Source organism: Pseudomonas sp. GW822-FHT07A10, from assembly GCF_058798795.1.
Map to the genome: position 1 here is coordinate 17,401 of NZ_JBXAKV010000014.1, position 26,608 is coordinate 44,008.

At 61.3% G+C, this 26,608-nt stretch carries 25 protein-coding genes and 1 pseudogene; 15 read left to right on the forward strand and 11 right to left on the reverse strand.

The features are described 5' to 3' along the window. Positions 1-2: 2 nt before the first annotated feature. The 3 genes from AC1RL4_RS21840 to vimR form a co-directional block, all read right to left on the reverse strand. A complete protein-coding gene (locus tag AC1RL4_RS21840; protein WP_028940369.1) occupies positions 3-1,385 on the reverse strand; it encodes an MFS transporter in 1,383 nt (460 codons plus the stop codon). Between the two features lie 136 nt (positions 1,386-1,521). Next, a complete protein-coding gene (locus AC1RL4_RS21845; protein WP_028940370.1) occupies positions 1,522-2,256 on the reverse strand; it encodes an ArsR/SmtB family transcription factor in 735 nt (244 codons plus the stop codon). A gap of 316 nt (positions 2,257-2,572) precedes the next feature. Further along, positions 2,573-3,502 (reverse strand): transcription regulator VimR, encoded by a 930-nt coding sequence (gene vimR / locus AC1RL4_RS21850; RefSeq protein WP_019582304.1) that lies wholly within the window; start codon positions 3,500-3,502, stop codon positions 2,573-2,575. 119 nt (positions 3,503-3,621) lie between these two features. Between vimR and AC1RL4_RS21855 the strand changes: the two genes are divergently transcribed. Further along, positions 3,622-4,635: a zinc-binding alcohol dehydrogenase family protein gene (locus tag AC1RL4_RS21855; RefSeq protein WP_019582303.1), complete on the forward strand. Its 1,014-nt coding sequence runs from the start codon at positions 3,622-3,624 to the stop codon at positions 4,633-4,635. A gap of 163 nt (positions 4,636-4,798) precedes the next feature. Then, on the forward strand, positions 4,799-4,969 hold the full coding sequence (locus AC1RL4_RS21860) for a hypothetical protein (RefSeq protein ID WP_018928382.1): 171 nt from the start codon (positions 4,799-4,801) through the stop codon (positions 4,967-4,969). Positions 4,970-4,977: 8 nt separating this feature from the next. Here the strand turns inward: AC1RL4_RS21860 and AC1RL4_RS21865 are convergent, their stop codons facing one another. Both AC1RL4_RS21865 and AC1RL4_RS21870 read right to left on the reverse strand, forming a co-directional pair. Then, complete coding sequence (locus AC1RL4_RS21865) at positions 4,978-6,174, reverse strand: multidrug effflux MFS transporter (protein ID WP_019582302.1); 1,197 nt, start codon at positions 6,172-6,174, stop codon at positions 4,978-4,980. 125 nt (positions 6,175-6,299) lie between these two features. Continuing rightward, positions 6,300-6,497 carry a heavy-metal-associated domain-containing protein gene (locus AC1RL4_RS21870; protein ID WP_019651866.1) on the reverse strand — a complete coding sequence of 66 codons (198 nt, stop codon included), beginning with the start codon at positions 6,495-6,497 and terminating at the stop codon, positions 6,300-6,302. Between the two features lie 161 nt (positions 6,498-6,658). On the opposite strand from AC1RL4_RS21870, the gene AC1RL4_RS21875 reads away from it, so the two are divergent. The 3 genes from AC1RL4_RS21875 (at position 6,659) to cueR (ending at position 9,940) form a co-directional block, all read left to right on the forward strand. Beyond that, positions 6,659-7,042 (forward strand): hypothetical protein, encoded by a 384-nt coding sequence (locus tag AC1RL4_RS21875; protein WP_019582301.1) that lies wholly within the window; start codon positions 6,659-6,661, stop codon positions 7,040-7,042. Between the two features lie 94 nt (positions 7,043-7,136). Continuing rightward, positions 7,137-9,530 (forward strand): heavy metal translocating P-type ATPase, encoded by a 2,394-nt coding sequence (locus AC1RL4_RS21880; RefSeq protein ID WP_028940373.1) that lies wholly within the window; start codon positions 7,137-7,139, stop codon positions 9,528-9,530. Further along, positions 9,527-9,940, forward strand: a complete 414-nt coding sequence (cueR, locus tag AC1RL4_RS21885; protein WP_007940146.1) for a Cu(I)-responsive transcriptional regulator — start codon at positions 9,527-9,529, stop codon at positions 9,938-9,940. Before AC1RL4_RS21880 ends, cueR begins: the two co-directional genes overlap by 4 nt. On the opposite strand, the gene AC1RL4_RS21890 is transcribed toward cueR, so the two are convergent. Then, a complete protein-coding gene (locus tag AC1RL4_RS21890; RefSeq protein ID WP_489078606.1) occupies positions 9,894-11,111 on the reverse strand; it encodes an MFS transporter in 1,218 nt (405 codons plus the stop codon). The genes cueR and AC1RL4_RS21890 overlap by 47 nt on opposite strands. Positions 11,112-11,183: 72 nt before the next feature. Next, entirely contained in the window at positions 11,184-12,077 is an 894-nt protein-coding gene (locus AC1RL4_RS21895; RefSeq protein WP_018928388.1) for a PA4780 family RIO1-like protein kinase, read from the reverse strand. 600 nt (positions 12,078-12,677) lie between these two features. Here AC1RL4_RS21895 and AC1RL4_RS21900 point away from each other — a divergent pair. Together AC1RL4_RS21900 and AC1RL4_RS21905 are read left to right on the forward strand one after the other, a co-directional pair. After that, a pseudogene (locus AC1RL4_RS21900) lies at positions 12,678-13,610 on the forward strand (cache domain-containing protein); the annotation flags it as partial. Between the two features lie 129 nt (positions 13,611-13,739). After that, complete coding sequence (locus tag AC1RL4_RS21905; protein WP_370694720.1) at positions 13,740-14,468, forward strand: methyl-accepting chemotaxis protein; 729 nt, start codon at positions 13,740-13,742, stop codon at positions 14,466-14,468. A 63-nt stretch (positions 14,469-14,531) separates the two neighbouring features. Here AC1RL4_RS21905 and AC1RL4_RS21910 read toward each other — a convergent pair whose 3' ends face one another. Next, positions 14,532-15,323, reverse strand: a complete 792-nt coding sequence (locus tag AC1RL4_RS21910; RefSeq protein WP_018928390.1) for an AraC family transcriptional regulator — start codon at positions 15,321-15,323, stop codon at positions 14,532-14,534. Positions 15,324-15,407: 84 nt separating this feature from the next. Between AC1RL4_RS21910 and AC1RL4_RS21915 the strand changes: the two genes are divergently transcribed. After that, positions 15,408-16,436: a bile acid:sodium symporter family protein gene (locus AC1RL4_RS21915; RefSeq protein ID WP_096481222.1), complete on the forward strand. Its 1,029-nt coding sequence runs from the start codon at positions 15,408-15,410 to the stop codon at positions 16,434-16,436. Here AC1RL4_RS21915 and AC1RL4_RS21920 read toward each other — a convergent pair whose 3' ends face one another. Further along, positions 16,437-17,714 carry an acetyl-CoA C-acetyltransferase gene (locus tag AC1RL4_RS21920; RefSeq protein WP_230175457.1) on the reverse strand — a complete coding sequence of 426 codons (1,278 nt, stop codon included), beginning with the start codon at positions 17,712-17,714 and terminating at the stop codon, positions 16,437-16,439. A gap of 192 nt (positions 17,715-17,906) precedes the next feature. Between AC1RL4_RS21920 and AC1RL4_RS21925 the strand changes: the two genes are divergently transcribed. Continuing rightward, positions 17,907-19,259 (forward strand): 3-oxoacyl-ACP reductase, encoded by a 1,353-nt coding sequence (locus AC1RL4_RS21925; RefSeq protein ID WP_230175455.1) that lies wholly within the window; start codon positions 17,907-17,909, stop codon positions 19,257-19,259. 2 nt (positions 19,260-19,261) lie between these two features. After that, on the forward strand, positions 19,262-20,116 hold the full coding sequence (locus tag AC1RL4_RS21930; RefSeq protein WP_230175453.1) for a MaoC family dehydratase: 855 nt from the start codon (positions 19,262-19,264) through the stop codon (positions 20,114-20,116). Positions 20,117-20,157: 41 nt separating this feature from the next. Here the strand turns inward: AC1RL4_RS21930 and AC1RL4_RS21935 are convergent, their stop codons facing one another. Together AC1RL4_RS21935 and AC1RL4_RS21940 are read right to left on the reverse strand one after the other, a co-directional pair. Beyond that, positions 20,158-20,568 carry a response regulator gene (locus AC1RL4_RS21935; protein ID WP_019582293.1) on the reverse strand — a complete coding sequence of 137 codons (411 nt, stop codon included), beginning with the start codon at positions 20,566-20,568 and terminating at the stop codon, positions 20,158-20,160. Positions 20,569-20,653: 85 nt separating this feature from the next. Next, complete coding sequence (locus AC1RL4_RS21940; protein ID WP_230175451.1) at positions 20,654-20,851, reverse strand: Flp family type IVb pilin; 198 nt, start codon at positions 20,849-20,851, stop codon at positions 20,654-20,656. 326 nt (positions 20,852-21,177) lie between these two features. Between AC1RL4_RS21940 and cpaB the strand changes: the two genes are divergently transcribed. The 5 genes from cpaB (at position 21,178) to AC1RL4_RS21965 (ending at position 26,461) form a co-directional block, all read left to right on the forward strand. Continuing rightward, the gene (gene cpaB, locus AC1RL4_RS21945; RefSeq protein WP_019582291.1) at positions 21,178-22,110 is read left to right on the forward strand and encodes a Flp pilus assembly protein CpaB; all 933 of its coding nucleotides are present in this window, start codon (positions 21,178-21,180) and stop codon (positions 22,108-22,110) included. Positions 22,111-22,196: 86 nt separating this feature from the next. Next, positions 22,197-23,402: a CpaE/TadZ family protein gene (locus tag AC1RL4_RS21950; RefSeq protein WP_230175441.1), complete on the forward strand. Its 1,206-nt coding sequence runs from the start codon at positions 22,197-22,199 to the stop codon at positions 23,400-23,402. Next, on the forward strand, positions 23,399-24,679 hold the full coding sequence (locus AC1RL4_RS21955) for a TadA family conjugal transfer-associated ATPase (RefSeq protein WP_204123873.1): 1,281 nt from the start codon (positions 23,399-23,401) through the stop codon (positions 24,677-24,679). The genes AC1RL4_RS21950 and AC1RL4_RS21955 overlap by 4 nt, the downstream gene beginning before the upstream one ends. A gap of 10 nt (positions 24,680-24,689) precedes the next feature. After that, complete coding sequence (locus tag AC1RL4_RS21960; RefSeq protein ID WP_230175439.1) at positions 24,690-25,574, forward strand: type II secretion system F family protein; 885 nt, start codon at positions 24,690-24,692, stop codon at positions 25,572-25,574. Continuing rightward, positions 25,571-26,461, forward strand: coding sequence for a type II secretion system F family protein (locus AC1RL4_RS21965; protein WP_204123875.1), 891 nt, complete (start codon positions 25,571-25,573; stop codon positions 26,459-26,461). Before AC1RL4_RS21960 ends, AC1RL4_RS21965 begins: the two co-directional genes overlap by 4 nt. Positions 26,462-26,608 lie beyond the last annotated feature (147 nt).

The following is a 26,608-nucleotide window of genomic DNA, read 5'->3' on the forward strand; positions in this document are numbered from 1 at the left end:
GATTAATTGATGATCACCGGCTCGCTCAATTCTTCCAATGTCTTGCCCCGGGTTTCCATCCCGAAGATCCACACCACTGCCGCCGCAATCGCAAAGCACATCGCCCCCAGCGCAAACACCCCGCCCTGCCCCGTCATCGGGAACACCAGCCCGGTCACCATTGGCCCGAGCAGCGAACCCACGCGGCCGATGGCCGAAGCGAACCCCGAGCCCGTGGCCCGTGCCGACGTCGGGTACAACTCAGGGGTGTAGGTGTAGAGCACCGCCCACATGCCGAACAGGAAGAACTGCATCAGCAGTCCCGAGGTGATCAACAGGCTGACGTTGCCGCCGAACACCGCGCTCTGACCATAAAGAAACGCCATCACGCCGCCGCCGAGCAAGGTCACGACGCACACCGGTTTGCGCCCCCAACGCTCCACCAGCCAGGCGGCCATGAGGAACCCGGGAATCCCGCCGAGGGAAATCAGCACCGTGTAATACACCGACTGGGTCACAGCGAAACCCGACTGTTGCAGCAGCGCACTGAGCCAGGACGTCAGGCCATAGAAACCCAGCAAGGCGAAGAACCACACGCTCCAGATCATCATCGTGCGCCGGCGATACTGCACCGACCAGATTTCCCGCAGCGCGGAGAAGAAGTTGCCCGGTTGACTCGCCACCCGTGGCAGGCGAATCGGCTCAGGCAGATCCGAACGGCCCAATGAAGCCCGAACCCGTTCTTCGATGCGGTGTAAAACCGTGTCCGCTGCATCATGATGCCCGGCCTGTTCCAGCCATCGCGGTGACTCGGGTATGAAAAAACGAATCGCCAGGACGAACACCGCCGGCACCGCCAACACCAGAAAGATGTCGCGCCAGCCAATCACCGGCAACAGGAAGTACGACAGCACCCCGGCCGCGACGAAACCGAGCGGCCAAAAGCCGTCCATCAATGCGATGTAACGCCCACGCCGCTTGGCCGGAATCAGCTCCGACAGCATCGACTGCGCAATTGGAAACTCCATGCCCATGCCGATCCCCAAGAGGATTCGGAACAACGTCAGCATTTCGACGTTCTGCGCCGTCGAACACAGGTAGCTGGCAATGCCCCACAACACAATGCTCCACTGGAACACCGGTTTGCGCCCGAAGCGGTCGGCCAGCATGCCGGACAGCGAGGCGCCCACCACCATGCCGAAGAAACTCGAACTGGCCAGCAACCCGGCCTGCGCCGTACTCAGGCCGAACTCGGTTTTGATCGAGCCGAGCAGGAAGGTCATCATCGCCAGGTCCATGGAGTCGAAGAAAAACGCCAAGGCAATGATGATGAAAATGATGCGGTGATAACCACTGATGGGTAGCCGTTCCAGTCGTTCCGCCGCGCTGAAGCTTCGTGTTTCCATGCCACATTCCCCCAATCCGAAAGTCCCCGGATCGAGTGTGCGCGATAGCGACTGGGGGTTATTGCTGGATACGACCTGCCCACAGCTCTGAACGACGCCTGAAGCCAAGAATCCCGGACATCGCCCCCCAATGGCTCTAAAGCGCCATTTCCAGCTCGGTTTCCTTGGCGAAACGATGGATTTCACGTTGCCCCGTGGCCGTGATCTGCAAGGCTCGAGAATCACTGGGCAGGCTCAACCAGCCGGACTGCATGAACAGTTGCAACAAGGCCGCCCCCAAGGAACCACCCATGTGCGGGCGTCTTTCGCTCCAGTCCGGGCATGCGCAGGCGACTCTGCCGTTGCGATGGGCCAGCGCCTGGATGAACACACCGCGTGCTGCCAATTGCGTGGAACCCTTGTGAGTGATCATGACCCGCTGATCGAGTTGCTCGATCCAGCCGGCATCCAGCAGACGCTGGTAAAGATCGGCGGCCAGGGTGCCGCCCAGATGGTCGTCACAAAGCCTGGCCCGTAGCAGTGACGAAGGCGCCGCCTGAGGTTTGGCGATAGGACTCGTGCGTTTGAACACCTCTGGAATATCCCGAGGCGCACTGGCCAGGGTAGCGCTGGCCAAGGCTTCTATCGCGGCGCCGACTTCGGGCGCGGCAAGCCGGAAAAACCGTTTGCGCCCACGGGTTTCGACTTTCAACAGACCGCCGGTGGACAAGCGCCCCAGATGCGCACTGGCCGAAGACGGCGACAGGCCCGCCAGCAACGCCAGCTCCTCAGTGTGCCGTGCCGTGCCGTCCATCAAGGCCCACATCATTGCGCTGCGCTTTGGGTCAGCCAGCAACGTGGCAATCTGGCTGATGCAAGGTGCATGTTCCATGTATTCACTCCCTGTTGAATCGTTTCGTCTACTGCTCAGAGACATCTTGACCAGTAATGTGTCTTCGGCCAAGACGCGAAAACCGCCATAAGCCGGGCAAAGCCACCCACTCACCCAGGCCATTGCTTCGCGGGTGCAGCGAAGGTCCGGTGACGACCGTAGGGTCTGACCGACTCGAACGTGGACTCGCCATTGCGAGATCGACGGCGCGTACATGAGGCGGGCGCTAGTATAAGCGGGTTAACCGCCGGTTCCTGCCCTCGGGAATCCATTGGTGGTGATAGTTCCTGACAGAAATTTCGCTATTTGCCTGCGACTAATGATCGACACCCGATATCGTCGGAAATTGACTGCTTATCCGAGCGCATCGGCTGGCAAGCATTTCCCGCAAAAGGTTCACCGGCTTACTCAATTGTGCGCGATGGGCGCACAGTAAATTCAGCGGTGCGCGCTCACACAGCAATTCAGGCATCAGCACTTTCAAGCGACCGGCGAGCACATCGGTGGCGACATCGAGCCAGGACTTATACGCAATCCCCGCTCCCGCCACGGCCCACAGCCGCACCACATCGGCATCGTCACTGAAGCGATCGCCGCTGACGGTCAGGCTCACCTCGCGTTTGCCGTCATGAAAACTCCAGTGATCGTGGACCCGGCTACCGAGCATAAACAGCAGGCAATTGTGCTGCGCCAATTGCTCCAGCTGCCGTGGTTCGCCATGTCGGGCCAGATAACTCGGCGCAGCACACAGCACGCGACGGTTCTGCGGCGCGATGGGCAACGCCACCAGGCTCGAGTCTTCCGGCTCGCCGTAACGCAGGGCGATGTCCACCGGTTGGCGGAACAGGTCGGCGATGCGGTCGCCCAGCAGCAACCGTACAGTGAGTTTCGGATGCTCGCGCTGAAACTCGTCGAGCCATGGCAACAGCAGGTTGCGCCCGAAATCCGAAGGCGCCGACAGCTGCAAAATCCCACTGACCTGATCCTGCCCACTGGCCAGCAAACGGCGGCCCTCATCGAGATTGCTCAAGGCGGCCCGGGCGTACTCCAGAAAGCCCTCGCCTTCGGCCGTCAGGCGCAGGCTACGGGTAGAACGGGTGAGCAAGCGTGCGCCAAGTTGTTGTTCGATGCGCTTCAACGCCGCGCTGGCCACCGCCGCCGACATATCCATCACCCGTGCCGCCGCCGACAGACTGCCCAGGTCCGCCGCCCGAACGAACAACTGCAAGTCATCGAAACGCAACATCTTCAGCCCCAATTATCAAAAAAATATTGAAAGAGACTGCTCTTTTAGCGGGTTTTATCTTGCAGAGAAATAACCAATCATCTGTGCCATCGAAATCCTCTCTCTCCCAGGACCCCACTATGAAAGCCATTGCCTACTACGCCTCCCTGCCGATCAGCGACGAAAAATCCCTGCAAGATATCGAACTGCCAGAACCGGTCGCCGGCCCGCGCGACCTGTTGGTGGAGGTCAAAGCCATTTCGGTCAACCCGGTGGACACCAAGATTCGCCAGAACGTACAGCCTGAAGGTGGCGCGGCCAAAGTGCTGGGCTGGGACGTGGCGGGTGTGGTCAAGGCTGTTGGCAGCGAAGTGACCTTGTTCAAGGCCGGCGACAAGGTGTTCTACGCCGGCTCCATCGTCCGTGCCGGCGGCAACAGCGAGCTTCATGTGGTGGATGAGCGCATCGTCGGCCATATGCCGAAGACCCTTGGTTTCGCCGAAGCCGCCGCCCTGCCGCTGACCGCCATCACCGCGTGGGAACTGTTGTTCGAACGCCTGCAAATACGCGAAGGCAAAACCGATGAGGGTCAGAGCCTGCTGATCGTCGGTGCCGCCGGGGGCGTTGGTTCAATCCTCACGCAATTGGCCAGCCAGCTCACCGGGTTGAAAGTCATCGGCACCGCGTCCCGTGCCCAAACCCAGAGTTGGGTGCGTGACCTGGGTGCCAATCAGGTGATAGATCACAGTCAGCCGCTGAGTGAAGCACTCAAACGTGCCGGGTTCGAGCATGTGACCCACGTTGCCAGCCTGACCCAGACTGACCAACACCTGGATCAATTGGTGGAGGCATTGGCACCACAAGGCAAACTGGCGCTGATTGATGATCCGAAGGCACTGGACGTGACCAAGCTCAAACGCAAGAGCCTGTCGCTGCACTGGGAGTTCATGTACACCCGCTCGCTGTTCGAAACCGCCGACATGATCGAGCAACACAAACTGCTCAACCGCGTCGCCGGGCTGATCGATGCCGGCACACTGAAAACCACGGTCGGTGAGCACTTCGGAACCATCAACGCCGCCAACCTGCGTCGCGCCCATGAACGGCTGGAAAGCGGCAAGTCCAAGGGCAAGATTGTGCTTGAAGGGTTCTGACCCGAAGATCAAAAGATCGCTGCGCCAGCGATCTTTTGCCGTCAGTCAGAGAGTTGATCGTTGTCACAATTGCGATCGTATTCAGGTCTACAATCGAAAACTCTGCGAACAATCTTTTACGTGATGTCTTTTGCGAGACGTCTTTCACAAGAGGAACTCAGCAATGAAGATCCTGATAAAAGAATTGGCAACATCCCGCTGGCAGGTTCGCCTGGATCAACACGCTGTGACGTTCCGTAGTGAAGCCGAAGCCCTGGCCTTCACTAAAACGCTTGAAGCGCGCTTGCTCGCGCCCCATCAGATTCCCGGCCGTCAGCAGCGCACTGCTGGCTGAGTCCGTCCTCAGGCCTGGGCTTGTTCCAACGCCCGGGCATTCTGCAAACGCCGGGTGAGCATCGCCACGCTCACCACCACAATTGCGCACAGGCTGATGACCATGGCCATCGGCATGGCACTGCCATCGTGCAAAACACCCACCAGCGCCGCGGCCCCGGCGGCGACGCTGAATTGCAGGCAACCGAGCATCGCCGAGGCACTGCCCGCCCGTGCACCCTGGCCGCTCATCGCGCAGGCCGAGGCGTTGGGCACGATACAACCCAGGCTGGCGATGCAGACAAAAAGCGGAATCAGCAACGGCCACAAGTGCGCAGGGTGCAGCGAGCTGACCGCCAACAGGGCCAGGCCACCCGCCAGGTAGAGCCAGACAGTGCGCGCCAGCAAGAAGGCTGGACCGCGTCTCGCCAGCAACCGGGCATTGACCTGGGCCACCAGGATGAACCCCGCCGCGTTGATCCCGAACAGCCAGCCGAAATGCTCGGCCGGCACACCATAGAGTTTGATGAAGACGAACGGCGAGCCCGCGATGTAGGCAAACATCCCGGCGATGGCGACACCACCGGTCAGGGCATGACCGAGGAATATCGGGTCCGCCAGCAACCGACCGTACTGGCGTAGCGCGCCCGACAACGGTTGGCGCGGCACATGGGCCGGTAGACTTTCCGGTAGCCCGAGGGCTACCGCCAACCCGGCCAGCGCACTGAAACCGGTCAGCACGAGAAAGATCGACTGCCAACCCGTCGTGTTGACCAACAACCCGCCCAGCATCGGCGCAAGAATCGGCGCCAGGCCCATCACCAGCATCAACTGCGAAAAGACCTTCGCCGACCCCACCGCATCGCATTTATCGCTGACCACTGCCCGGGCGATCACCATGCCCGCGCAACCACCCAGCGCCTGGACAAAGCGGGCGCCGATCAGCCACTCAAGACTCGGCGCGTAAGCACAGGCCAATGAGGCCACGGTGAATAAACCGACACCGGTCAGCAAGGGAAGCCGTCGCCCAAAGCGATCCGCCACCGGGCCGTACGCCAGTTGGCCGATGGACAGCCCTAGGAAATAGGCTGCCAGGGTCAGTTGAACGTGTTTTTCGTCGGTGCCGAAAGCGAGCGCCATCGCCGGGAAGGCCGGCAGGTAGAAATCGATCGCCAGCGGGCCGAAAGCGCTCAAGGCGCCGAGAATCAGGATTGTGCGCAGGTTCATCAGGCGTCCAGGTTGGGGCAGACAGGTTAGCCATGGATCGGCAGGCTGACAGTCTAGCCGGGCGTGGACGCCTTGAACATTCCGTTAGGTCGCTAACTATTAAAAATAGCTCTATTAAAAATAGCTCAGACCAGTTTTACCCCGTAACCCTCTTCAGTGATGGCGGCGATTACCTGATCGACTGTTAGCGCACTTTCTACGCCGACTTCTTTTGCCGCCAGATCGATGCGCACGCTGGCTGCCGGATCCTTGGCTTGCAGCGCCTCAGTAATAGCCTTGACGCAGTGACCGCAGGACATGCCTTCAACATTGAACACTTGCATGGGACGTCTCCTTTAATGAAGCCCTTACATGAGGGTTGCGCGCAGTCTCGAGCTTGCCACCATGGCAAGGTCAAGTTCTGAAACAAGCTGCCGGGCTGGCAATCGGCGTCGCGCTCGGCCAAGCTGCGCCCATCAATGACTCGACATCAGGAGATTCAGCCATGCGCTGGTCAGCTCTCAGCCTGTTTGGCTTCCTCAGCCTCTTTGCCGCGACACCTTCGGTTCAAGCCGCCGGGGAGGACTACGGTGTGCTGATCATTTCCCGCGAGCGCCTGGAAGTGTCGACTTCCTGCGAGATCGGCGTGTACATCCAGGATCAGTTGGCCGGGCGGCTGTTCCAGGAACAGAGCACCTCGTTCAACCTGCCGCCGGGCAATGTGTCCCTGCGCCTCAAACTGCTGCCGGGCCAAGCGCCGGGCTGCAACCCGGGCATGCTCGCGCCGGGGTCGCAGGACATCAAACTCAAGGCTGGGGATGTGTTGAAGTTCCGGATTGCGATGACGCAGGAAGGGATGTACCTCAAGCCTGCGACTTTGGAATACTGAGTCGGCTGCGATCTTTTGATCTGAGACATGGCACTTGACCTTGCCAGCATGGCAAGGTTGATCCTGTAGGCAATTTCTACAGGGAGCGTGACCGATGTCCGAATCCACCACTTTCGATCTGCCGATTGCCGGCATGACCTGCGCCAGTTGCGCCGGGCGTGTCGAGCGTGCCTTGAGCAAAGTCATCGGCGCCACGGCCGTCAGCGTCAACCTGGCCACCGAACAGGCCCGGGTGCAAGCGCCCAGTGACAGCCTGCCAGCCTTGATGGACGCCGTGCAGCGGGCTGGTTACAGCGTGCCGCAGCAGACCCTCGAATTGAGCATCGACGGCATGACCTGTGCGTCTTGCGTCGGCCGCGTCGAACGGGCGCTGGCCAAGGTGCCGGGGGTGAAAAGTGTCAGCGTCAACCTGGCCAACGAACGGGCGCACCTTGAGCTGCTCGGCCAGGTCGATCCGCAAACCTTGATCGGCGCCGTGACCAAGGCCGGTTATTCCGCCCGCGTCTGGGAAGTCGAACACCCGCAAACCGATAATCAACAACAACGCCTGCAGCGCGAACGCTGGGCCTTGCTGGCGGCCATCGCCCTCGCCTTGCCGCTGGTGCTGCCGATGCTGCTGCAACCTTTCGGTGTGCACTGGATGCTCCCGGCGTGGGTGCAGTTCGCGCTGGCAACGCCGGTGCAATTCGTCTTCGGCGCCCGCTTCTATGTCGCTGCGTGGAAAGCCGTGCGCGCCGGTGCCGGCAACATGGATTTGCTGGTGGCTCTGGGCACCAGCGCTGGCTACGGCTTGAGCGTTTACGAGTGGACCACCGCTGCCGGTCGCATGCCGCACCTGTATTTCGAAGCCTCGGCGGTAGTGATTGCCTTGGTGTTGCTGGGCAAATACCTGGAAAGCCGCGCCAAGCGCCAGACCGCCAGCGCCATCCGCGCCCTCGAAGCCTTGCGTCCAGAGCGAGCCATCCAAGTGATCGACGGCCGCGAGCAGGAGGTTGCGATCAGTGCCTTGCGCCTCAACGATCTGGTCATGGTCAAACCCGGCGAGCGCTTCCCAGTGGATGGCGAAGTGGTGGAAGGCCAGAGCCACGCCGATGAAGCGTTGATCAGCGGCGAAAGCCTGCCGGTGCCAAAACAACCGGGCGACAAGGTCACCGGCGGTGCGATCAACGGTGAAGGTCGGCTGCTGGTGCGGACCTTGGCGCTCGGCGCAGAAACCGTGCTGGCGCGGATCATCCGCCTGGTCGAAGACGCGCAGGCGGCGAAAGCGCCGATCCAGAAACTGGTGGATAAAGTCAGCCAGGTGTTCGTGCCCGTGGTGCTGCTGATTGCACTGGCGACCCTGGTTGGTTGGTGGCTGTATGGCGCTCCGCTGGAAACCGCATTGATCAACGCCGTCGCGGTGTTGGTGATCGCCTGTCCTTGTGCGCTCGGGTTGGCCACACCGACCGCAATCATGGCAGGCACCGGCGTGGCGGCGCACCACGGAATTCTGATCAAGGATGCCGAAGCCCTGGAGCGCGCCCACGAAGTCAGCGCCGTGGTGTTCGACAAGACCGGCACACTGACCTCGGGCACGCCGCGCATCGCGCATTTGAGTGCCATCGAGGGTGACGAAGCCGCCTTGCTGCAAATGGCCGGCGCGCTGCAACGCGGCAGTGAGCACCCGCTGGCCAAGGCGGTGCTGGATGCCTGCGCCGAACGCGGCTTGACCGTGGCCGATGTCAGCGACAGTCAATCGCTGACCGGGCGCGGCATTGCCGGCAGCCTCGATGGTCGGCGATTGGCCCTGGGCAACCGGCGCTTGCTGGAAGAAAGTGGCTTGAATGCCGGGCCATTGGCCGACTCCGCAAGCGCTTGGGAAACCGAAGGCCGGACGCTGTCCTGGTTGATCGAGCAAAGCCCCGAACCTCGGGTGCTGGGCCTGTTCGCCTTCGGTGACACGCTCAAGCCCGGCGCCCTGCAAGCGGTGCAACGCCTAAGCGCCCGCAATATCAGCAGCCACCTGCTGACCGGCGATAACCGCGGCAGCGCCAAAGTCGTCGCCCAAGCGCTGGGCATCAAGGATGTTCACGCCGAAGTACTCCCGGCGGACAAAGCCGCCACCGTCGCCGCCCTGAAAAAAACCGGCGTGGTGGCGATGGTCGGCGACGGCATCAACGACGCCCCGGCCCTGGCTGCTGCTGACATCGGCATTGCCATGGGCGGCGGCACGGATGTCGCCATGCACGCTGCCGGCATCACTCTGATGCGCGGTGACCCACGGCTGGTGCCGGCGGCGCTGGAGATCAGTCGCAAGACCTACGCGAAAATTCGCCAGAACCTGTTCTGGGCCTTCGTCTATAACCTGATCGGCCTGCCACTGGCGGCATTCGGCTTCCTCAACCCGGTGCTGGCCGGCGCGGCCATGGCGCTGTCGAGCGTCAGTGTGGTCAGCAATGCGTTACTGTTGAAAACCTGGAAACCCAAAGACCCGGAGGACGATCGATGAACATTGGCCAAGCGGCCCGCCAGAGCGGTCTGAGCGCGAAGATGATCCGTTATTACGAATCCATCGGCCTGCTCAAGGCGGCCCATCGCACCGACAGTGGCTACCGCGTCTATGGCGACGACGACCTGCACACCCTGGCGTTCATCAAGCGCTCTCGGGACTTGGGTTTTTCACTGGAAGAAGTCGGCAAACTACTGACCCTCTGGCAGGATCGCCAGCGCGCCAGTGCCGATGTGAAGGCCTTGGCCCGTCAGCACATCGACGAGCTGAACCAGAAGATTCGCGAACTTGGTCAGTTGCGCGACACCCTGCAAGACCTCGTAGAACATTGCCACGGCGACCACCGCCCGGACTGCCCGATTCTCAAGGAGCTGGCCTCGGGTTGTTGCGTCGAACCCGCTCACTCTTGAGCGCCAACCCCTTCACCACCAGCAACAGGGTGAGGGGAATGCCGTGGAACAACAGCACCACCGCGCCGGGTGTCCACCAGGAATAGAACGGCGCGGCGATCAACATGCCGACACCGAACCCGGTCATTTGCAGCAGCGTCAGAAAACTGAAAATCGGCAGGCGCAGGCTGTCCGGTTCACGTTGCAGGCGCGACATCAGGCCGACCTCCGAAAAACCGTCGCCTATCCCGGCGGGCAACGAAAACAGCAGCAAACCGTACAGGGTCTGCTGCTGAAACGTCAGGATGAAGCCGCAGGACATCAGCAACACGCCAAAGAAAAATCGCCGCTCAAGGTGCGCGTTGTCCGTGCCTTTCAGGCGACTGGCGATTCGCGCACCGATGAACTTGCCGCAGGCCCACACCGCCAGCATCAGGCCCAGGGTGGTGCTGGCCGACTCGGGTGTGAGCAGTTTTGAAATGATCGGAAGACCGACGTTGTGCGCGGCGCTGCCCAAGGTGTCGGCCATGGCGACGGCCAGCATCGCCGCCAGTACCGGCGCCGTGCGCAAACCCTGGCGCAAGGCCTGCCATTCGCCCTGTTTGTGAAGAGGTTCATCACAGCTGGGGGCCGGTCCGCAAAACCGCAGTGGCACAATCAACAGCGCCGCCAGCAGGTACGTGACCACGTTCAACGCAAATACCGTTTCAAAGCCAAATCCCGCCACCAACAACCCAGCCACCAGACTCCCGCTGACCATCGCCGCAGAGGACGCCGAAGTTATCCAGGCGTTGGTCTTGAGTAATTGCGCCTCTTCGATCAGGTGCGGCAATTGGCTGTTGAGGCCGATGGCGAACATCGAATTACCAAACCCCAGGCCAAACGCGATCAGCGGCAATAGCAACGCTTGTTGGCTGACCGGCAGCACCAGCAGCAGCCCCAGCAAACCGGCACGCAGCAGATCGAAGGCAATCAGCGGCAGGCGCCCGGCCCAGCGGCGATAGAACCGGGTACCGATCAGGCTGGCCAGGATCCCCCCGGCGACACGGCTGGCGAGGAAGATGCCGACGCTCATGGCCCTATTGCTGAGCAGGTAGACGTAGGTAGCCAGGGCGACCATGTTGAGGAAAGCGCCGAAGTCCGAAATCAGCCGGGCGGCGACGATCAACTGAGCATTGCGGATGGAGTTCACATTCAGTCCTTGAGTGTGCGGGGTATTGCTGGTGTAAAAAACCCGGCCAAAGCCGGGTTTTGGGTCAACCGATCACTGCATCCACGGCGGAGGCGGTTCTTCGGCTTTGCTTGGTGGCGCATCGTCCGCCGCCCGAATCGCTTGGCGACGCTCTTCGTCGAGACGGGCCGCCTCGATCTCGCGCATGATCCCGCCGACGTCCGCCAGTTCTTCCGGCTCGTCGAACTCGCCGGTCAACACGCTGGCCGGGTGCAAGGTGCCGGCTTCGTACAACGCCCACATTTCCTTGGCATACTTGGTGCGTTTCAACTCCGGTGCAAAACGACCGAAGTACGACGCCATGTTGCCCACGTCCCGCTCCAGCATGCTGAACGCGTGGTTGTTGCCCGCCGCATCCACTGCTTGCGGCAGGTCGATGATGACCGGGCCGGTCGGCGTCAGCAGCACGTTGAACTCGGACAGGTCACCGTGCACCAGACCGGTACACAACATCAGCACGATTTGCGAAATCAGGTAAGCGTGATACTCGCGTGCCTGGTCCGGCTCCAGCACCACATCGTTCAGGCGAGGCGCGGCATCGCCGTACTCGTCAGCCACCAGTTCCATCAGCAGCACGCCTTCGAGGAAGTCATACGGCTTGGGCACCCGCACCCCGGCACTGGCCAGGCGGAACAGCGCCGCCACTTCGGCGTTCTGCCAGGCGTCTTCGGTTTCCTTGCGGCCAAACTTGGAGCCCTTGGCCATTGCGCGAGCCTGCCGGCTGTTGCGCACCTTGCGACCTTCCTGATACTCGGCCGCCTGACGAAAACTGCGTTTGTTCGCCTCCTTGTAGACCTTGGCACAACGCAGCTCGTTGCCGCAGCGCACCACATAAACAGCTGCTTCTTTACCACTCATGAGTGGGCGCAGCACCTCGTCGACCAGACCGTCCTCGATCAGGGGTTCAATGCGTTTTGGAGTCTTCATCAGCTTTTATTGTGGGTCCTTTATTACCAAACACGCGAAAGTCATTCGTTATACGGCAATCCTCTCATTCGGGGGAGGGGTTGCGGACCTATGAACGTTCCCATGAACATCAAGATGCACACAATGTGCCGGATTAATCAGGCAAAACTCATCGACCGCCCGGGATCATAGCTGAGCGAGAACCACTTGTTGACGACGGAGTGCCAAGGTATTTGCGACAGAATCTAACCTCGATCCCTGGCGTTCGCAGGATTTTTCTCAAAAGACCTCAATTTCCCCGCGCTTCAGCCGAAGTCATTAGAGAGAAAAGGAATTGTCTGACAATCGCCTCAACAACAATCAAGAAGGCGCGCTCAAGGATCGGGACATATCAAACGTTTTCGGCTGCCAATAATCCGCGAGTCATCAGCACTGCGTGGGCCTACAAGAAAAACTGGAGCGCGGATGAACATCAAACAGAAGTTGACCTGGGCGTTTGCAATCATCGCCTGCTTGCCCGTGGTGCTGGTCGCCACCCTCGTCGTGCTGAACTTGCGCAGCGACGCCAAGGACAATTTTGTCGACGGCAGTGGCCGCGAGATTCGTCAGGTCAGCAATGCCATGCAACTGTTCTTTGATGACATCAGCCAGAACGTTGAGTACCTGGCGACCCAACCGCTGATCAAGAACTCCGACGACAGCCTCAAAACCTACATGAGCGCCAACGCCGAGAGCATTCCCCAAGGCGAAATGGACAAGAAGGTCTTCGCCCTCCTCCAGGATCTGGGCAACAGCCATCCGGCCTACGCCTATGCGATTCTCGGGACGGCGGCGGGCGGTTACGTGTCCTGGCCGGACGATGCGAAGCTGAGCAATTACGACCCGCGCCAGCGCCCTTGGTACAAGGCGGCCCAGGCCAAGCCGGGCAAGCCGCTTCGCACCGAGGCCTATTACTGGGCTCAGGATGACGCGACCTACGTCAGCACCGTGCGCACCATCGATAACAAACTGGGCAGCAATGGCGGCGTGGTCAGCATCGACGTGACGCTCAAGCAGCTCACTGAAATCGTCAAACAGATCAAACTCGGTGAAACCGGCTACCTGATGCTGGTGGAAAACACCGGCACCATACTGGTCGATCCCAAGCAGCCGGAACACAACTTCAAAGCCCTGAGCAGCCTCGGCGACGGCTACGCGCAACTCGGCAAGGCTGGCAAAGGGCTGGTTGAGGTTGAGCTCAATGGCGAGCGCTACATGGCCAACGTCTGGCCGTCGGAGCAACTGGGCTGGACCTTTATCGGCCTGATCAAGCAGACCGACGTGATGAGCTCGGCCACTCAACTGACCTGGCTGATCGCGATCATCGCAGCAGTACTGGCGGTGTTCTTCGCCATCGTCGGCGCCAGTTTCGCCAGCCTGATCGTGCGGCCGATCCGCAGCGTGGCCAGCGGTCTGGAAGGCATCGCCCAGGGCGAAGGCGACCTGACCAAGAACCTGCACATCCGTGGCAGCGATGAAACCGCGCAACTGGCCAACTGGTTCAACCAGTTTCTGGCGGCGATCCGCAACCTGATTCAAAGCATCGGCGGCGCCGCGACCAAGATCCTCGCCACCTCCAAGAGTTCGACCCAAGTGTCCAGCGACATGGCCGAAGCCGCCGGGCGTCAGCGTGAAGCGGTGGACATGGTGTCCACGGCGTTCCACGAAATGGTCGCCACCGCCAACGAAGTCGCGCGCTCTTGCAGCCAGGCCGCCGAGTCGGCCGACAGCGGTCAGCGCCAGGCCCGTGAAGGCCAGCAGCAGATCGATGCCGCGGTGAGCAGTGTCGATCGCTTGAGCCAGGAAATCGAACAGTCGGCGCAATCGATGCAACAGCTTGAGCGCGACAGCAACGACATTCAGTCGATCCTCGGGACCATCCGTTCCATCGCCGAACAGACCAACCTGCTGGCCCTGAACGCTGCCATCGAAGCAGCCCGGGCCGGTGAACAGGGTCGTGGCTTTGCGGTGGTGGCGGATGAAGTTCGCGCCCTGGCCAAACGAACTGCCGATTCCACGGCGGAAATCGACGGCCTGCTGGGCAACCTGGCCAAGCGCACCAGTCAGGTGACACAGCAGATGCATGCGAGCCTGGAGGTGTCTCAGCAATCGGTGACCCGCATCGGTGAAGCGCGCAGCAGCTTCGGGCAGATCCGTGAGTCGGTGGATGTGATTCGCGACATGAATACTCAAATCGCTACGGCGGCTGAGGAACAGCATCAGGTGGCCGAGGACATCAATCGGCATATCAGCCAGATTCATGGCGATGCGCAGTTGGTGGCGGAATTGGCAAACTCGGCGCGGCTGGATTCTCAGAGCCTGGCAGGGTTGTCGAATGAGCTGGACGGGTTGGTTCGCCGCTTCAGGACTTGAAGTCACTGATCCAACTGGTCGAAACCGATACCTGTGGCGAGGGAGCTTGCTCCCTCGCCACAATTACTGTTTGAACAACTCACCAGGGGTAAACCCGAACAACCCCTTGAACGCCGCAATAAACGCCGACGTCGAGTCATACCCGCAAGACAGCGCGGCATTGGTCACGCTGTCCCCCTCCTCCAGCAAACTCAACGACGACAGCAGCCGCATGCGCTGCCGCCAACTGCGGAAGCTCAACCCGGTCTCGCGCTGAAACAGCCGCATCAGGGTTTTCTCCGACATGCCCAAACGCTCGGCCCATTCCTGCAAGGTCACCGTGCACTCAGGACTTTCGATCAGTTCGTTGCACAAACCCAGCAGTCGCTCATGCCGGGGCAGCGGCAAGGAAAACCCCACCTCCGGCAGACTCGCCAACTGATCGAGCAGCACGCCCACCAATCGCGCCTCCTGACTGTCGCCCTGTGGATACTCCACCGGCAACTGGCAAAAGCGCTTGATCAGCTCCCGGGCCAATGGCGTAACTTCCAGCACCCGGCAACGCCCGTCCGCCCATTGGCAGTCCTCGCGGCGCACGTACAGGCTGCGCATTTCGGCACGCATCGAGGTCACGACCTGATGCTCGAGATCCGCCGGAATCCAGATGCCCCACTGCGGCGGCGCAAAGAAACTGCCTTCGGCGGTGTGCACGCCGAGAACGCCGCTGATGGCGTAGGAAAACTGCACCCAATCATGACGATGAGGCGGCGTCCACGAACCGGCGTTCAGGCTTTCCGCCCGCGCATACAACGGACGCGGCAACACCGTCAGCGCCGGGATGGTCCGCTCGAGGGTAAGTTGTCCGTTAGTCGGCATTGATTGGCCTTATGTCGCAAGACGGCTGATAGGGCCGACGTTAGGCTAAGTCATCAATTCTTACAAATGGATTCGGTGCCGGTTATGCATGCCTTCAAACACCTCAAACGCGTGGTCACCGACTGGTTCTTGTGCGGCATGCTGATCGCCACGCTGCTGGCGTATTTCTTCCCGACCTTCGGCGCCACCGGCGGCGGGATGCATGCCGAGTGGGTGATCAACATCGGCGTGTTCCTGGTGTTCTTCCTGCACGGGGTCAACCTCTCCAGCGAGCAGATCCGCCACGGGCTGAAAAACTGGAAGCTGCACGTGATGGTCCAAGCCTTCACCTTTGCGGTGTTTCCGTTGATCTGGCTGCTGAGCGACACACTGCTGGGCTCACACATTCCATCGTTGCTGATGCTCGGTTTCCTCTACCTCTGCGCCCTGCCCTCGACCATCTCTTCGTCCGTGGCCCTGACCGGCAGCGCGGGCGGCAACGTACCGGCGGCGATTCTCAACGCGAGCCTGTCCAGTGTGCTGGGGATTTTCCTGACACCGTTGCTGGTGAGTTTCGTGGTCGGCAGCGGCGCTGGCGGCATCGACCTGGGTTCAACCCTGCTCGATCTGTGCGCGATGCTGTTGTTGCCGCTGGTGCTTGGGCAATTATTGCGGCCGTTGCTGGGAAAAATTTTCGCCCGGTACAAGCGCTACACCAACATCGCCGACAAACTGGTGATCCTGCTGCTGGTGTACTCGGCGTTCTGCAACTCGATGGTCTCGGGGATGTGGCAGCAACAGGGCAACAGCGTGATTCTCATGGCGTTGATCGGCAGTGCGATTCTGCTGGCGATCATTCTGTGGATGACCACCCGCACCGCCCACGCGCTGAAGTTCAGCCCCGCCGATGAGATCGCCGCGGTGTTCTGCGCCAGCAAAAAATCCCTGGCGGCCGGAGCGCCGATGGCGGCGCTGATCTTCGGCACCAACCCCGGCCTTGGGTTGATCCTGCTGCCAATCATGATCTACCACCCGTTGCAGCTGATCGTGTGCTCGGTGATGGCAGAGGGTTACGCCAACCGCAACCGGCAACTGGCCGCGCAGCAAAACGCGGCAGTGCTTAGCCCTCAATAATCAGCGCTCGATAATCGCCGTCACGCCCTGACCGCCGGCGGCGCAGATCGAGATCAACCCTCGGCCCTTGCCCGCCGCGTCCAGCAGCTTCGCCAGGTTGGCGACGATGCGCGCACCGGTGGCGGCAAACGGATGCCCGACGGCCAGTGAACTGCCTTTGACGTTGAGGCGACTGCGGTCGATGGAACCCAGCGGCGCGTCGAGGCCGAGACGGGTTTTGCAGTACTCCGGATCTTCCCATGCCTTCAACGTGCACAGCACCTGCGCGGCAAACGCTTCGTGGATTTCGTAGTAATCGAAATCCTGCAAGGTCAGGCCGTTGCGCGCCAGCAATCGCGGCACCGCATACACCGGCGCCATCAGCAGCCCTTCGGCACCGTTGACGAAATCCACCGCCGCCGCCTCGCCATCGCGCCAATAGGCAAGCACCGGCAAACCGCGCTCCTTCGCCCATTCCTCACTGCCCAGCAGCACCACCGACGCGCCATCGGTGAGTGGCGTGGAGTTGCCCGCGGTCAGGGTGCCCTTGGCACTTTTCTCGAAGGCCGGTTTCAGTGAGGCGAGTTTTTCCAGGGTCAGCTCCGGGCGCAGGTTGTTGTCCCGGGTCAGGCCGAGGAACGGCGTCATCAGATCGTTGTGCCAGCCTTCGGCGTAGGACGCCGCCAGTTTCTGATGGCTTTCGAGGGTCAGCCGATCCTGCTCGTCACGCGGGATGCCCCAGGTCTGGGCCATCAATTCACAGTGTTCGCCCATCGACCGGCCGGTGCGCGGCTCGCCGATACTTGGAAAGTCCGGGATCAGGTGTCGGGGACGCAATTGCAGGAAGGTCTTCAGTTTGTCAGCGGTGCTTTTGGCACGGTTGGCTTGCAAGAGAATCTTGCGCAAGTCTTCGTTGACGCCGATCGGTACGTCCGAGGCCGTGTCGACACCGCCGGCAATGCCGCATTCAATCTGCCCCAGGGCGATTTTGTTCGCCACCAACAACGTCGCCTCCAGCCCCGTACCGCAGGCCTGCTGGATGTCGTAGGCCGGCGTCGTCGGCGACAACCGCGAGCCCAATACGCATTCGCGGGTCAGGCCGTAGTCGCGCAAATACTTGAGCAAGGCCCCGGCGGCCACTTCGCCCATGCGCACACCGTGCAGGTTATAGCGCTCGATCAGGCCTTCCAGCGCTGCGGTGAACATCGCCTGGTTACTGGCAGTGGCGTACGGCCCGTTGGAACGGGCAAAAGGAATACGGTTACCACCGATAATCGCGACGCGACGCAGCTGAGTCATGAAAAAAGCTCCTTCTGATAGTCAATGGTGAACACACATCCCTGTGGGAGCGGGCTGCAATTCCTGAAAGACCTGCTAAACCCAAGCTCAAACCAACCTGCAATGTTCAAGCGTAGGCCTTATCTCGTGGATCGAACGACTAATTGCCATTCCTGGTCCACACTTTTAACCCCGGCTTCTGGAGCGTGATTCATGTCTGACCGCTATATCGACTTCGCCAATTCGTCAATCGGCCATCGTGTGGTCGGTGCCCTGGGTCTGCCGTCGCCGGTACGGCTGGAACGCTGGCAAGCAGGCCGATTGCGGCCTGTCGAGGGGGCGCTGTTGATAGGCGGTGGCCCGCTGACGGAAAAAATCAGCACCCTCGCCAACCGCTTGACCGACACGATTTACAGCTACGTCACCGACCCGACCCTGGCCACCGCGTGGATTCCCGGCCACGGCCAGAAACTCAAAGCCGTGGTGTTCGACGCCAGTGACCTGGTGCAGGTCGATCAGCTGAAACAGCTGCGCGAGTTCTTCCAGCCACTGATGAAAAACCTCGATCACCATGCGCACCTGGTGATTCTTGGTCGCGCGCCGGAGACCTTGAGCGACCCGTTCGCCGCCAGCACCCAGCGTGCCCTGGAAGGCTTCAGCCGCTCGCTGGCCAAGGAACTGCGCAACGGCGGCACCTTGCAGCTGATCTATGTCGGCGAAGGGGCCGAAGATCAACTCGAAGGCCCGTTGCGGTTTTTCCTCTCGCCCAAAAGTGCGTTCATTTCCGGACAAGTCATACGTTTGAAGGCGTGTGCGACGCAGGTGATGGACTGGACACGCCCCTTGTCAGGGCGCAAGGCACTGGTAACCGGGGCAGCCCGGGGGATTGGCGCCTCGATCGCCGAAACCCTGGCCCGGGACGGTGCCGAAGTGATCCTGCTCGACGTGGCGCCGGCCAAAACCGACCTCGACGCCCTGGCCGCGCGCCTCGGCGGGCGCAGCATCACCCTGGACATCTGCGCCGAAAACGCCGCCACGCAACTGATCGAACACTTGCCCGACGGCGTCGACATCGTGGTGCACAACGCGGGCATCACCCGGGATAAAACCCTGGCCAACATGACCCCGGAATTCTGGGACGCGGTGCTGGCGGTCAACCTCAACGCGCCGCAAGTGCTGACCAAGGCGCTGCTCGACAGCGGCACCCTGCGCGACGACGGCCGAGTGATCCTGTTGGCGTCCATCAGCGGCATCGCCGGCAATCGCGGGCAAACCAATTACGCCGCGAGCAAGGCCGGGCTGATTGGCCTGGCCCAGGCCTGGGCGCCACTGCTGGCAGGGCGCGGCATCAGCATCAACGCGGTGGCACCAGGGTTTATCGAAACCCAGATGACCGCGCATCTGCCCTTCGGCGTACGCGAAGCCGGGCGGCGCTTGAGTTCGTTGGGCCAAGGCGGCCTGCCGCAAGACGTCGCCGAAGCCGTGGCCTGGATGGCACAACCAGGCACCGGAGCGTTTACCGGGCAAGCACTGCGCGTGTGCGGGCAAAGCGTGTTGGGAGCCTGACCATGACCACCGACTGGCACACACTCAATAGCGAACCGGGCCTGCAGACGCTGTATTTGAGAGCGGCGACGCGACGCAAAATCACTGGCACCGCACTGCCTGAGCTGGGTTATCACTGTTGGGTCAACGTCGATCCGAAACGCCTGGAGGCTTATCGCAAAGTGTGTGGTTTCGCCGACAACGGGCTGCTGCCACCGACGTATCCACACATCCTGGCGTTTGCCTTGCAGATGCAGCTGCTCACCGCCAAGGCGTTTCCCTTCCCGCTGCTGGGGCTGATTCACTTGAGCAATCGCATTCGAGTCATGCGCCCCATGGGCGGCGTGAGTCGCGTGCGGGTCAGCGTGAAGGTGCAGAACCTGCAACCCCATGCCAAGGGCGCGACGTTCGAGTTGCTGACGACGCTCGACGACCAATTGGGGCTGCTGTGGGAAGCTGAAAGCCAGATGCTCTGTCGTGGGGTCAAACTGGCAGGCGAGCCTGTCGAGCAAGCGTTTGCATCAACGTTGTCGCTGACCGAAGTAGCCCACTGGAAAGCACCGGCGGACATTGGTCGCCGATACGCCAAAGTGTCTGGAGACTACAACCCGATTCACCTGAGCGCGATCAGCGCCAGACTCTTCGGTTTCCCCAGCGCCATCGCCCATGGCCTGTGGAACAAGGCGCGCACCCTGGCAGCCCTGAGCGATCATTTGCCGACGGCCAACGTCGAGATTGCGGTGCAGTTCAGAAAACCGGTGCGTTTGCCCAGCGAGGTGACGCTGATGTCCAGCGCGGCGGGGTCCAGTGGAGATTTCCAGTTGATGGGGGCCGGGGAGATCGAGCATATGGTGGGGCAGTGGCGGCCGGTTGCCTGATGGATTGTGGTGAGGGGGCTTGCCCCCTCGCCACAGTACACTCAGGAACTCATCAAACCCCGAGGCTGCGGAAACAAATTGTTCAACGTCTCCAACAACCGCACGTGATAGATCGGCTTGCGAAACAGATCCAGCACCTGCAAGCGCAACATGTCACTCACATCCTCCATATCCGCATGCCCCGACGTCACAATCACCGGCAAATGCTGACGAGCCGTGTGCTCACGCAGACGCTTGATCAACGAGATGCCGCTTTCCTCCGGCATCCGCAGATCAGTAATCACCAGCGCAATATCAGGATGGCGAGTCAAATGATGCAGGGCGAGCTTGACCGACGTTGCCGTAAAACACGTAAAGCCCTCGCCCTCCAGCAACTCCGCCAGTTCCAGTAACGCATCCTCCTCATCATCGACCAGAAGAAGCTGTTGCCGAGGGAGGGCTGGAGCGTTCATGGGGTAACACCTGCAATGGACTGAGCCTTGACGTTAGAGGCCCTTTACGGGATTGGCAAATGACTGCCCATTGCCAGCCTTCAAATCAAAGCGCGTTTTGAAGCGTGAGAAACATTGCGGAGACCCTCGTGGAGATGGGTGTCACAAACGCCGCAAGCGCGAGTGCCACCATGCCTGCAATGATCGCGTACTCGATGCCCGAAGCGCCTTCGGTGTCTTCGGCAAGGTCTTTGTAAAAAGCGATGTGGGATTTGATCTTCTGAACCGTCTTAGTGAAGAACATGACATGTCTCCTGAATGACAGCGGATGTTGCACGACCGCAACATGATGCCCCTATGCCAGCATCAGCATTGTCGGCAAACCCATGCCCAACAACTGTAAGAACGCATTAATACTTAAGCAGTAACCGGTTGATTAACGTCACAAAACAGTACTTTGGGCATCAGCCCGTTACTTTTGTCAGATATTTATCGCCCTGTGATGGCATTTTGCTTTACCTGCGCTACCGTCAAATAGCGAAACAGTCCCACGCTCATGACTGCCTGATTGCGAAGTCATCTCGTTAGAGTTCTTGGGGGCGTTACGCGCAGGAAAGGGAGAAAGCCTTCATGAACAGCCGCGTCACCCTTGGCCTGGCCGGGCTGTTCCTGGCAGGCGCCATCATTGCCGGTTACTGGGGGCTGGCGCTGAGTCGCCAACCGGCCCCCGAGCCTGTCGCGCAAATCGGCACATCAACGCCCTCGATACAGGTCTCGGTGGATGACCCGACCCGCCAACCGGTGGTGGTGCTGCTGCGTGATATCGCACCGTTCGAGCAGATCACCGCCGCCGACGTGACCCTGGAAAAACTGCGTACTGCCCCCGTCGGCAGCCTGACCCGTCTCGATCAAGCCATTGGCCGTACACCCTGGCACGCGCTCACCGCCGGCAGCTGGCTCAATGATCAGAGTTTCGAAGCCGGCGGTACGCTGGCGCGGATGATCCGCGCCGATGAACGCGCCCTCGCCGTGGCGGCGGATGATGTGATCAATGTCGGCGGCCAATTGAGCCCCGGCGACTATGTCGACGTCCTGCTGTTTCTGCGCATGGACACCAACAACCTCCAGCAGTCGGCCCAGGTCGTGGTCCCGGCGTTGCGCGTACTCGGGGTCGGCGAGCAGTTGGGGCTGACGAACGATGGCAAGCCTGCCAACCCGGCACTCAGCCATGAAGAGAAACTCAAGCAGGAACAACTGCGTTCCAGCGCCCGCACCGTGTTGCTTGCCGTCCCTGAATCCCTCTTGAGCCGCCTGATGCTCGCGGCACAGGTCGGGGTTTTGCGTCTGGCTGTGCGCAGCGCCGAGGAACAACGCCTGAGCCAATACTGGGCCGGCCGTGGTGACTCATCGGCGAGCCTGGCCAACGCCAACCGCGAGCTGGTGCAGTTCAGTCAACTGGCCCTGGCCGGCACTCCACAATCCCCCACCCCCAGAGGCGCAGCACCGCGCAAGCCGAGCGTGGAAGTCATTCGCGGCAATGCCGTCACCCAACAAACGCCCTGAATCGAGCGAGGACTCTCCATGCGCAGATGTTTCACGCCGCACTTCCGCGAAAACGGCCACGTCGATAAACACGACGGATTATCGCAATGAGCCAAAGCCAGAACCTGAGCCAGACCTTCCTCGCGATCACACGCAACAGCACCGACTTGGAGTGGCTGCAAGGGGCGCTCGCCCCTTTGGGCCGGGTGATCAGCGCCGGTGGCGGCAACCTCGACGAGCTCCTGACGCTGGTGGACGTGACCTTCGCCAGCCTGGTGTTCGTGGGCCTGGACCATGAGCATGTGGTGGCCCAGAGCGCGTTGATCGAGGGAGCCCTGGAAGCCAAACCGATGCTGGCGATCGTGGCCCTGGGCGATGGCATGGACAACCAACTGGTGCTCAATGCCATGCGCGCCGGAGCGCGGGATTTTGTCTCTTACGGCTCGCGGTCCAGTGAAGTCGCCGGCCTGGTGCGACGCCTGAGTAAACGCCTGCCGACCGTGGCGCCGAACACACAACAGGTTTCACAAGGTGGCCTGACCGTACTTTACGGCGCGCAGAGCAATGGCGACGGCGCGTTGCTCGCCAGCCACCTGGCGCACGTGGTGCAAAAGAGCGGCCAGCAAACACTGTTGCTGGATCTGGGATTGCCCCGTGGCGACAGCCTGGCCTTGCTGGGCCTGGAGAGTTCGTTTCATTTCGGCGATGCATTGCGTCACCTCAGGCGCCTCGACGCAACGCTGATCGACAGCGCCTTCACCACCTGCGACGTCGGGCTGCGAATCCTCGCCTACGCCAGCAACGATGAACCGCTCGAACAGACCAGCGCCGCCGAGCTGTACATGCTGCTCAGTGCCTTGCGCCAACATTTCCAGCACATCGTGGTGAACCTCACCGGCCAGTCGGACAGTGAAGCATTGCGCACCTTCATCAGCCATTGCGACAAGTTGCTGTGGTACACCGATCAAAACGTGCTCGACTGCCGACGCAACCTTGAGGTGCTCAGCCGCTGGCGCGAAAAAGGCCTGAAGCTCGACCACGCCAGACTGCTGGTGGACCGCTACCTGCGCAGCGTCGCGCCGGACTCCGACACCTTGGGCAAAACTTTCGGCATGGAGGTGATCGCGGTGTTTGCCTACAGCCCGGAAGTGCGGCTCAACGCCAAGAATCAGGGGCTAAGCCTGTTCGAACTGGCCCCGCGCGAGGGCCTGACGCAAAGCCTGCGTGCCCTCGGCGAATGGCTGGCCAAACGCTCCGAAAGCCTGGATAAACCCAAGGCCGGCTGGTTCAACCGGTTGAGGGGCGTGCAATGAGCGGGGAAAAACTCTTCGGCGCGCCCTCGCACGGGCCGACCGGCAATACCGACCACGAAGGCCTGAAGCTGGTGCTGCACCGCTACATCATCGACGCCATCGAAGAGTCCGGGAAAAACCTGCTGGAAGGGTCGCGGCCCATGCTGTCGCAGTTCGTCACCGACAAAGTCGCCGAGTACATCGCCCGTCTGCACCTGGCGATTTCCCGCTACGAGATGGAACGGCTGGCGGAAGAAATCGTCGACGAACTCACCGGTTTCGGTCCGCTGGAAGTGCTGCTGCGCGACTCGGCGGTGACCGAGATATTGGTCAACGGCCCGCACCGGGTGTTCGTCGAACGTGAGGGAGTGTTGCACCTCAGTGACCTGCGGTTCATCGACGACCACCACGTCGAGCGGGTCATGCAACGAATTCTCGCGCCCCTCGGCCGACGGCTCGATGAGTCTTCGCCGATGGTCGATGCGCGCCTGCCCGATGGCAGTCGGGTCAACGCGATCATTCCACCGATCGCCCTCGACGGCCCATGCCTGTCGATTCGGAAGTTCCGCAAGGACATGCTCAAAAGCACCGACCTGATGGCGATGCAAACCATCGACCAGGCGATCTTCGAGTTCATTCAGGAGGCCGTGGGCAAGCGTTGCAACATCCTGGTCAGCGGCGGTACCGGCACCGGCAAGACCACACTGCTGAACATTCTCAGCCAATTGATCGCCCCTCACGAACGGCTGGTCACCATCGAAGACGTCGCCGAACTGCAACTCGGCCATCCTCACGTGGTACGCCTGGAAACCCGACCGCCGAATGCCGAAGGCCACGGCGAAGTGAAGGCCAGCGACCTGATTCGCAACGCGCTGCGGATGCGCCCGGACCGGATCATCCTCGGCGAGATTCGCGGCGTCGAAGTGGTCGACGTGCTCACCGCCATGAACACCGGGCACGACGGCTCCATGAGCACCGTGCACGCCAACAACGCCCAGGATGCGCTGTTGCGCCTGGAGACGCTGGTGGGCCTGACCGGGCGGCTCATCGCCGAACGCACCCTGCGGCAAATGATTTGCGCGGCGCTGGACGTAGTGATCCAACTGACGCGCCTGCCCGATGGCCGCCGCTGCATCAGCGAAGTGGTGGAGGTCGTCGGTATTCGTGACGACGTCTACGTGACCAACACCCTGTTCCGCTTCGACCGACACACCGGCCGCGGTTTTCTGCGCGAGGCAGCCAACCCCGCCGGCGACAAACTGCGTCGCGAGTCGGCGCTCTCTCCCTTGGCATATTGAGGGTCACGGCATGCTCAAACCGGCGCTGCTCATCCTGCTTTGTCTGACGCTGTTGGGGGTGTCGATCCGTTTGTTCTACAACAGTCTGCGCCAGGCCGGCATCGACCGAACCCTCGGCCGCCTGACCCAGGGGCAACCGCAACTGACGGTGGCGAAATCATCCTGGTCTGGCCTGGAACGAGCCTTTCTACGCGCCGGCCTCGGCCGTCCCACCGAACGTATCGGGTCGTGGCTGCTGCTCTGGGCCTTGGGCGTCCTGCTGGGGTTTGCCCTCGCGGGCTGGATCGGTTTGTTGATGTTGCTGCTGGTGCCGCCCCTCGCTCTGCGGCTGTACATCAGTTGGCGTTATCAGCGCCGACTCAAGCGCATGATCGAACAACTGCCGACGCTGCTCGACCACACCGTGCGCAGCCTGAAGTCCGGACGCACCCTGGCCGATGCAGTGCTGGGCGCCATCAACGCCGCCGAAGCGCCACTCAAAGACGCCATGGGTCGGGTTCAGCGCAACGTGCACTTGGGCGTCAGCCTGCCGGACGCCGTTTCAGACCTCGCCGAGCTGTATGAGAAAGACGAATTTCGCCTGTTCGCGCTGGGCCTGAAGGTCAATCACCGCTACGGCGGCAATGCCAGTGAGCTGTTTGAAAACCTGATCAAAATGATCCGCGAACGAGACCAGGCGGCGCGCCAACTGCGCGCCATGACCGGCGAAACCCGCGTCACCGCCGTGGTCCTGGGCCTGATGCCTGTGGGGCTTGCCGGTTACTTTTTGGTGTCCAATCCGAAATACCTGCTGGCCATGTGGAACAGCGGCTCGGGACAAATGATGCTGGCGACCGCGTTCGGCTTGCAGGTCGTCGGCTGCCTGGCGCTGTGGCGCATGTTGCGAAGCGTATGAAAATCGCCCTGCTGCTGAGCGCACTGCTGTTTCTGGCGGCCACGCTGTTGCTGCTCAGCGGCCTGCTGGACCAGCACCGGCGTGCGCGCCAGGTGGCCCAACGGCTGGACGGCAAACCGCTGAGCGACCATCGCGTCAGTCACTGGCTACAACTGCTGGGCGACAGCCGCATCGGTCAGCGTTCGATCCAACTGGACAACGAAACCCAGACCCTGCTCAACCGCCTCGGCTGGCGCAGCGCCCGACAACGCTCGCTGTTCGCCGCCTTCCAGATCGGCACACCGGTGCTGGCGTTGGCCCTGTGCCTGTTGATCCAGGGCCTGTTCTTCCCGCAGGTGAACAACCACTGGATCACTCCAACCCTCGCCACCGCCCTCGGCTACCTGCTGCCCAAACGCTTACTCGCCGCCGCCGCGCAGCAGCGGCAAAAACAACTGGCGATCGAGGTATCAACCTTCATTCCACTGCTGCGCATCCTGTTCGAATCCGGCATGGCGGTGGAACAGTCCCTGCGAGTGTTGAGCATCGAAAGCAAACAACTGCTACCAGCCCTGACCCACGAATTGCGCCTGATACTGGCGCGGGTCGATTCCGGTCTGGAACTGGGCGAAGAACTGAACAAGGCCACCCAATTGCTCGCGGTGGACGAATTCACCGACACCTGCGTGATCCTTCAACAACTGATTCACCAGGGCGGCGGCGCGATGAAATCACTGCTGGGGCTCAAGCTGCTGCTCGATGACCGACGCCTGACACGCTTGCAGGAATACATCTCCAAGATGTCCGCAAAAATGTCCGTGGTGATGATGTTGTTTCTCTTCCCGGCATTGCTGATCGTGCTGGCCGGACCAAGCTTCACCGCGCTGGCGCGGGCGTTTGGTTCTTGAAAGACCGACAATCCTGTAGGAGCGAGCCTGTGGCGAGGGGGCTTGCCCCCGTTGGGCTGCGAAGCTGCCCAAAAATCTCTGGTGGTCCAAAGATCTTGTGAGTGCTACGCACTCAAACGGGGGCAAGCCCCCTCGCCACAGGCTCGC

What these genes read in the sequence shown, in the direction of transcription:
- AC1RL4_RS21840 (WP_028940369.1), bottom strand. Translation starts at nt 1,385, where the DNA reads ATGGAAACACGAAGCTTCAGCGCGGCGGAACGACTGGAACGGCTACCC.
- AC1RL4_RS21845 (WP_028940370.1), bottom strand. Translation starts at nt 2,256, where the DNA reads ATGGAACATGCACCTTGCATCAGCCAGATTGCCACGTTGCTGGCTGAC.
- vimR (WP_019582304.1), bottom strand. Translation starts at nt 3,502, where the DNA reads ATGTTGCGTTTCGATGACTTGCAGTTGTTCGTTCGGGCGGCGGACCTG.
- AC1RL4_RS21855 (WP_019582303.1), top strand. Translation starts at nt 3,622, where the DNA reads ATGAAAGCCATTGCCTACTACGCCTCCCTGCCGATCAGCGACGAAAAA.
- AC1RL4_RS21860 (WP_018928382.1), top strand. Translation starts at nt 4,799, where the DNA reads ATGAAGATCCTGATAAAAGAATTGGCAACATCCCGCTGGCAGGTTCGC.
- AC1RL4_RS21865 (WP_019582302.1), bottom strand. Translation starts at nt 6,174, where the DNA reads ATGAACCTGCGCACAATCCTGATTCTCGGCGCCTTGAGCGCTTTCGGC.
- AC1RL4_RS21870 (WP_019651866.1), bottom strand. Translation starts at nt 6,497, where the DNA reads ATGCAAGTGTTCAATGTTGAAGGCATGTCCTGCGGTCACTGCGTCAAG.
- AC1RL4_RS21875 (WP_019582301.1), top strand. Translation starts at nt 6,659, where the DNA reads ATGCGCTGGTCAGCTCTCAGCCTGTTTGGCTTCCTCAGCCTCTTTGCC.
- AC1RL4_RS21880 (WP_028940373.1), top strand. Translation starts at nt 7,137, where the DNA reads ATGTCCGAATCCACCACTTTCGATCTGCCGATTGCCGGCATGACCTGC.
- cueR (WP_007940146.1), top strand. Translation starts at nt 9,527, where the DNA reads ATGAACATTGGCCAAGCGGCCCGCCAGAGCGGTCTGAGCGCGAAGATG.
- AC1RL4_RS21895 (WP_018928388.1), bottom strand. Translation starts at nt 12,077, where the DNA reads ATGAAGACTCCAAAACGCATTGAACCCCTGATCGAGGACGGTCTGGTC.
- AC1RL4_RS21905 (WP_370694720.1), top strand. Translation starts at nt 13,740, where the DNA reads ATGGTGTCCACGGCGTTCCACGAAATGGTCGCCACCGCCAACGAAGTC.
- AC1RL4_RS21910 (WP_018928390.1), bottom strand. Translation starts at nt 15,323, where the DNA reads ATGCCGACTAACGGACAACTTACCCTCGAGCGGACCATCCCGGCGCTG.
- AC1RL4_RS21915 (WP_096481222.1), top strand. Translation starts at nt 15,408, where the DNA reads ATGCATGCCTTCAAACACCTCAAACGCGTGGTCACCGACTGGTTCTTG.
- AC1RL4_RS21920 (WP_230175457.1), bottom strand. Translation starts at nt 17,714, where the DNA reads ATGACTCAGCTGCGTCGCGTCGCGATTATCGGTGGTAACCGTATTCCT.
- AC1RL4_RS21925 (WP_230175455.1), top strand. Translation starts at nt 17,907, where the DNA reads ATGTCTGACCGCTATATCGACTTCGCCAATTCGTCAATCGGCCATCGT.
- AC1RL4_RS21930 (WP_230175453.1), top strand. Translation starts at nt 19,262, where the DNA reads ATGACCACCGACTGGCACACACTCAATAGCGAACCGGGCCTGCAGACG.
- AC1RL4_RS21935 (WP_019582293.1), bottom strand. Translation starts at nt 20,568, where the DNA reads ATGAACGCTCCAGCCCTCCCTCGGCAACAGCTTCTTCTGGTCGATGAT.
- AC1RL4_RS21940 (WP_230175451.1), bottom strand. Translation starts at nt 20,851, where the DNA reads ATGTTCTTCACTAAGACGGTTCAGAAGATCAAATCCCACATCGCTTTT.
- cpaB (WP_019582291.1), top strand. Translation starts at nt 21,178, where the DNA reads ATGAACAGCCGCGTCACCCTTGGCCTGGCCGGGCTGTTCCTGGCAGGC.
- AC1RL4_RS21950 (WP_230175441.1), top strand. Translation starts at nt 22,197, where the DNA reads ATGAGCCAAAGCCAGAACCTGAGCCAGACCTTCCTCGCGATCACACGC.
- AC1RL4_RS21955 (WP_204123873.1), top strand. Translation starts at nt 23,399, where the DNA reads ATGAGCGGGGAAAAACTCTTCGGCGCGCCCTCGCACGGGCCGACCGGC.
- AC1RL4_RS21960 (WP_230175439.1), top strand. Translation starts at nt 24,690, where the DNA reads ATGCTCAAACCGGCGCTGCTCATCCTGCTTTGTCTGACGCTGTTGGGG.
- AC1RL4_RS21965 (WP_204123875.1), top strand. Translation starts at nt 25,571, where the DNA reads ATGAAAATCGCCCTGCTGCTGAGCGCACTGCTGTTTCTGGCGGCCACG.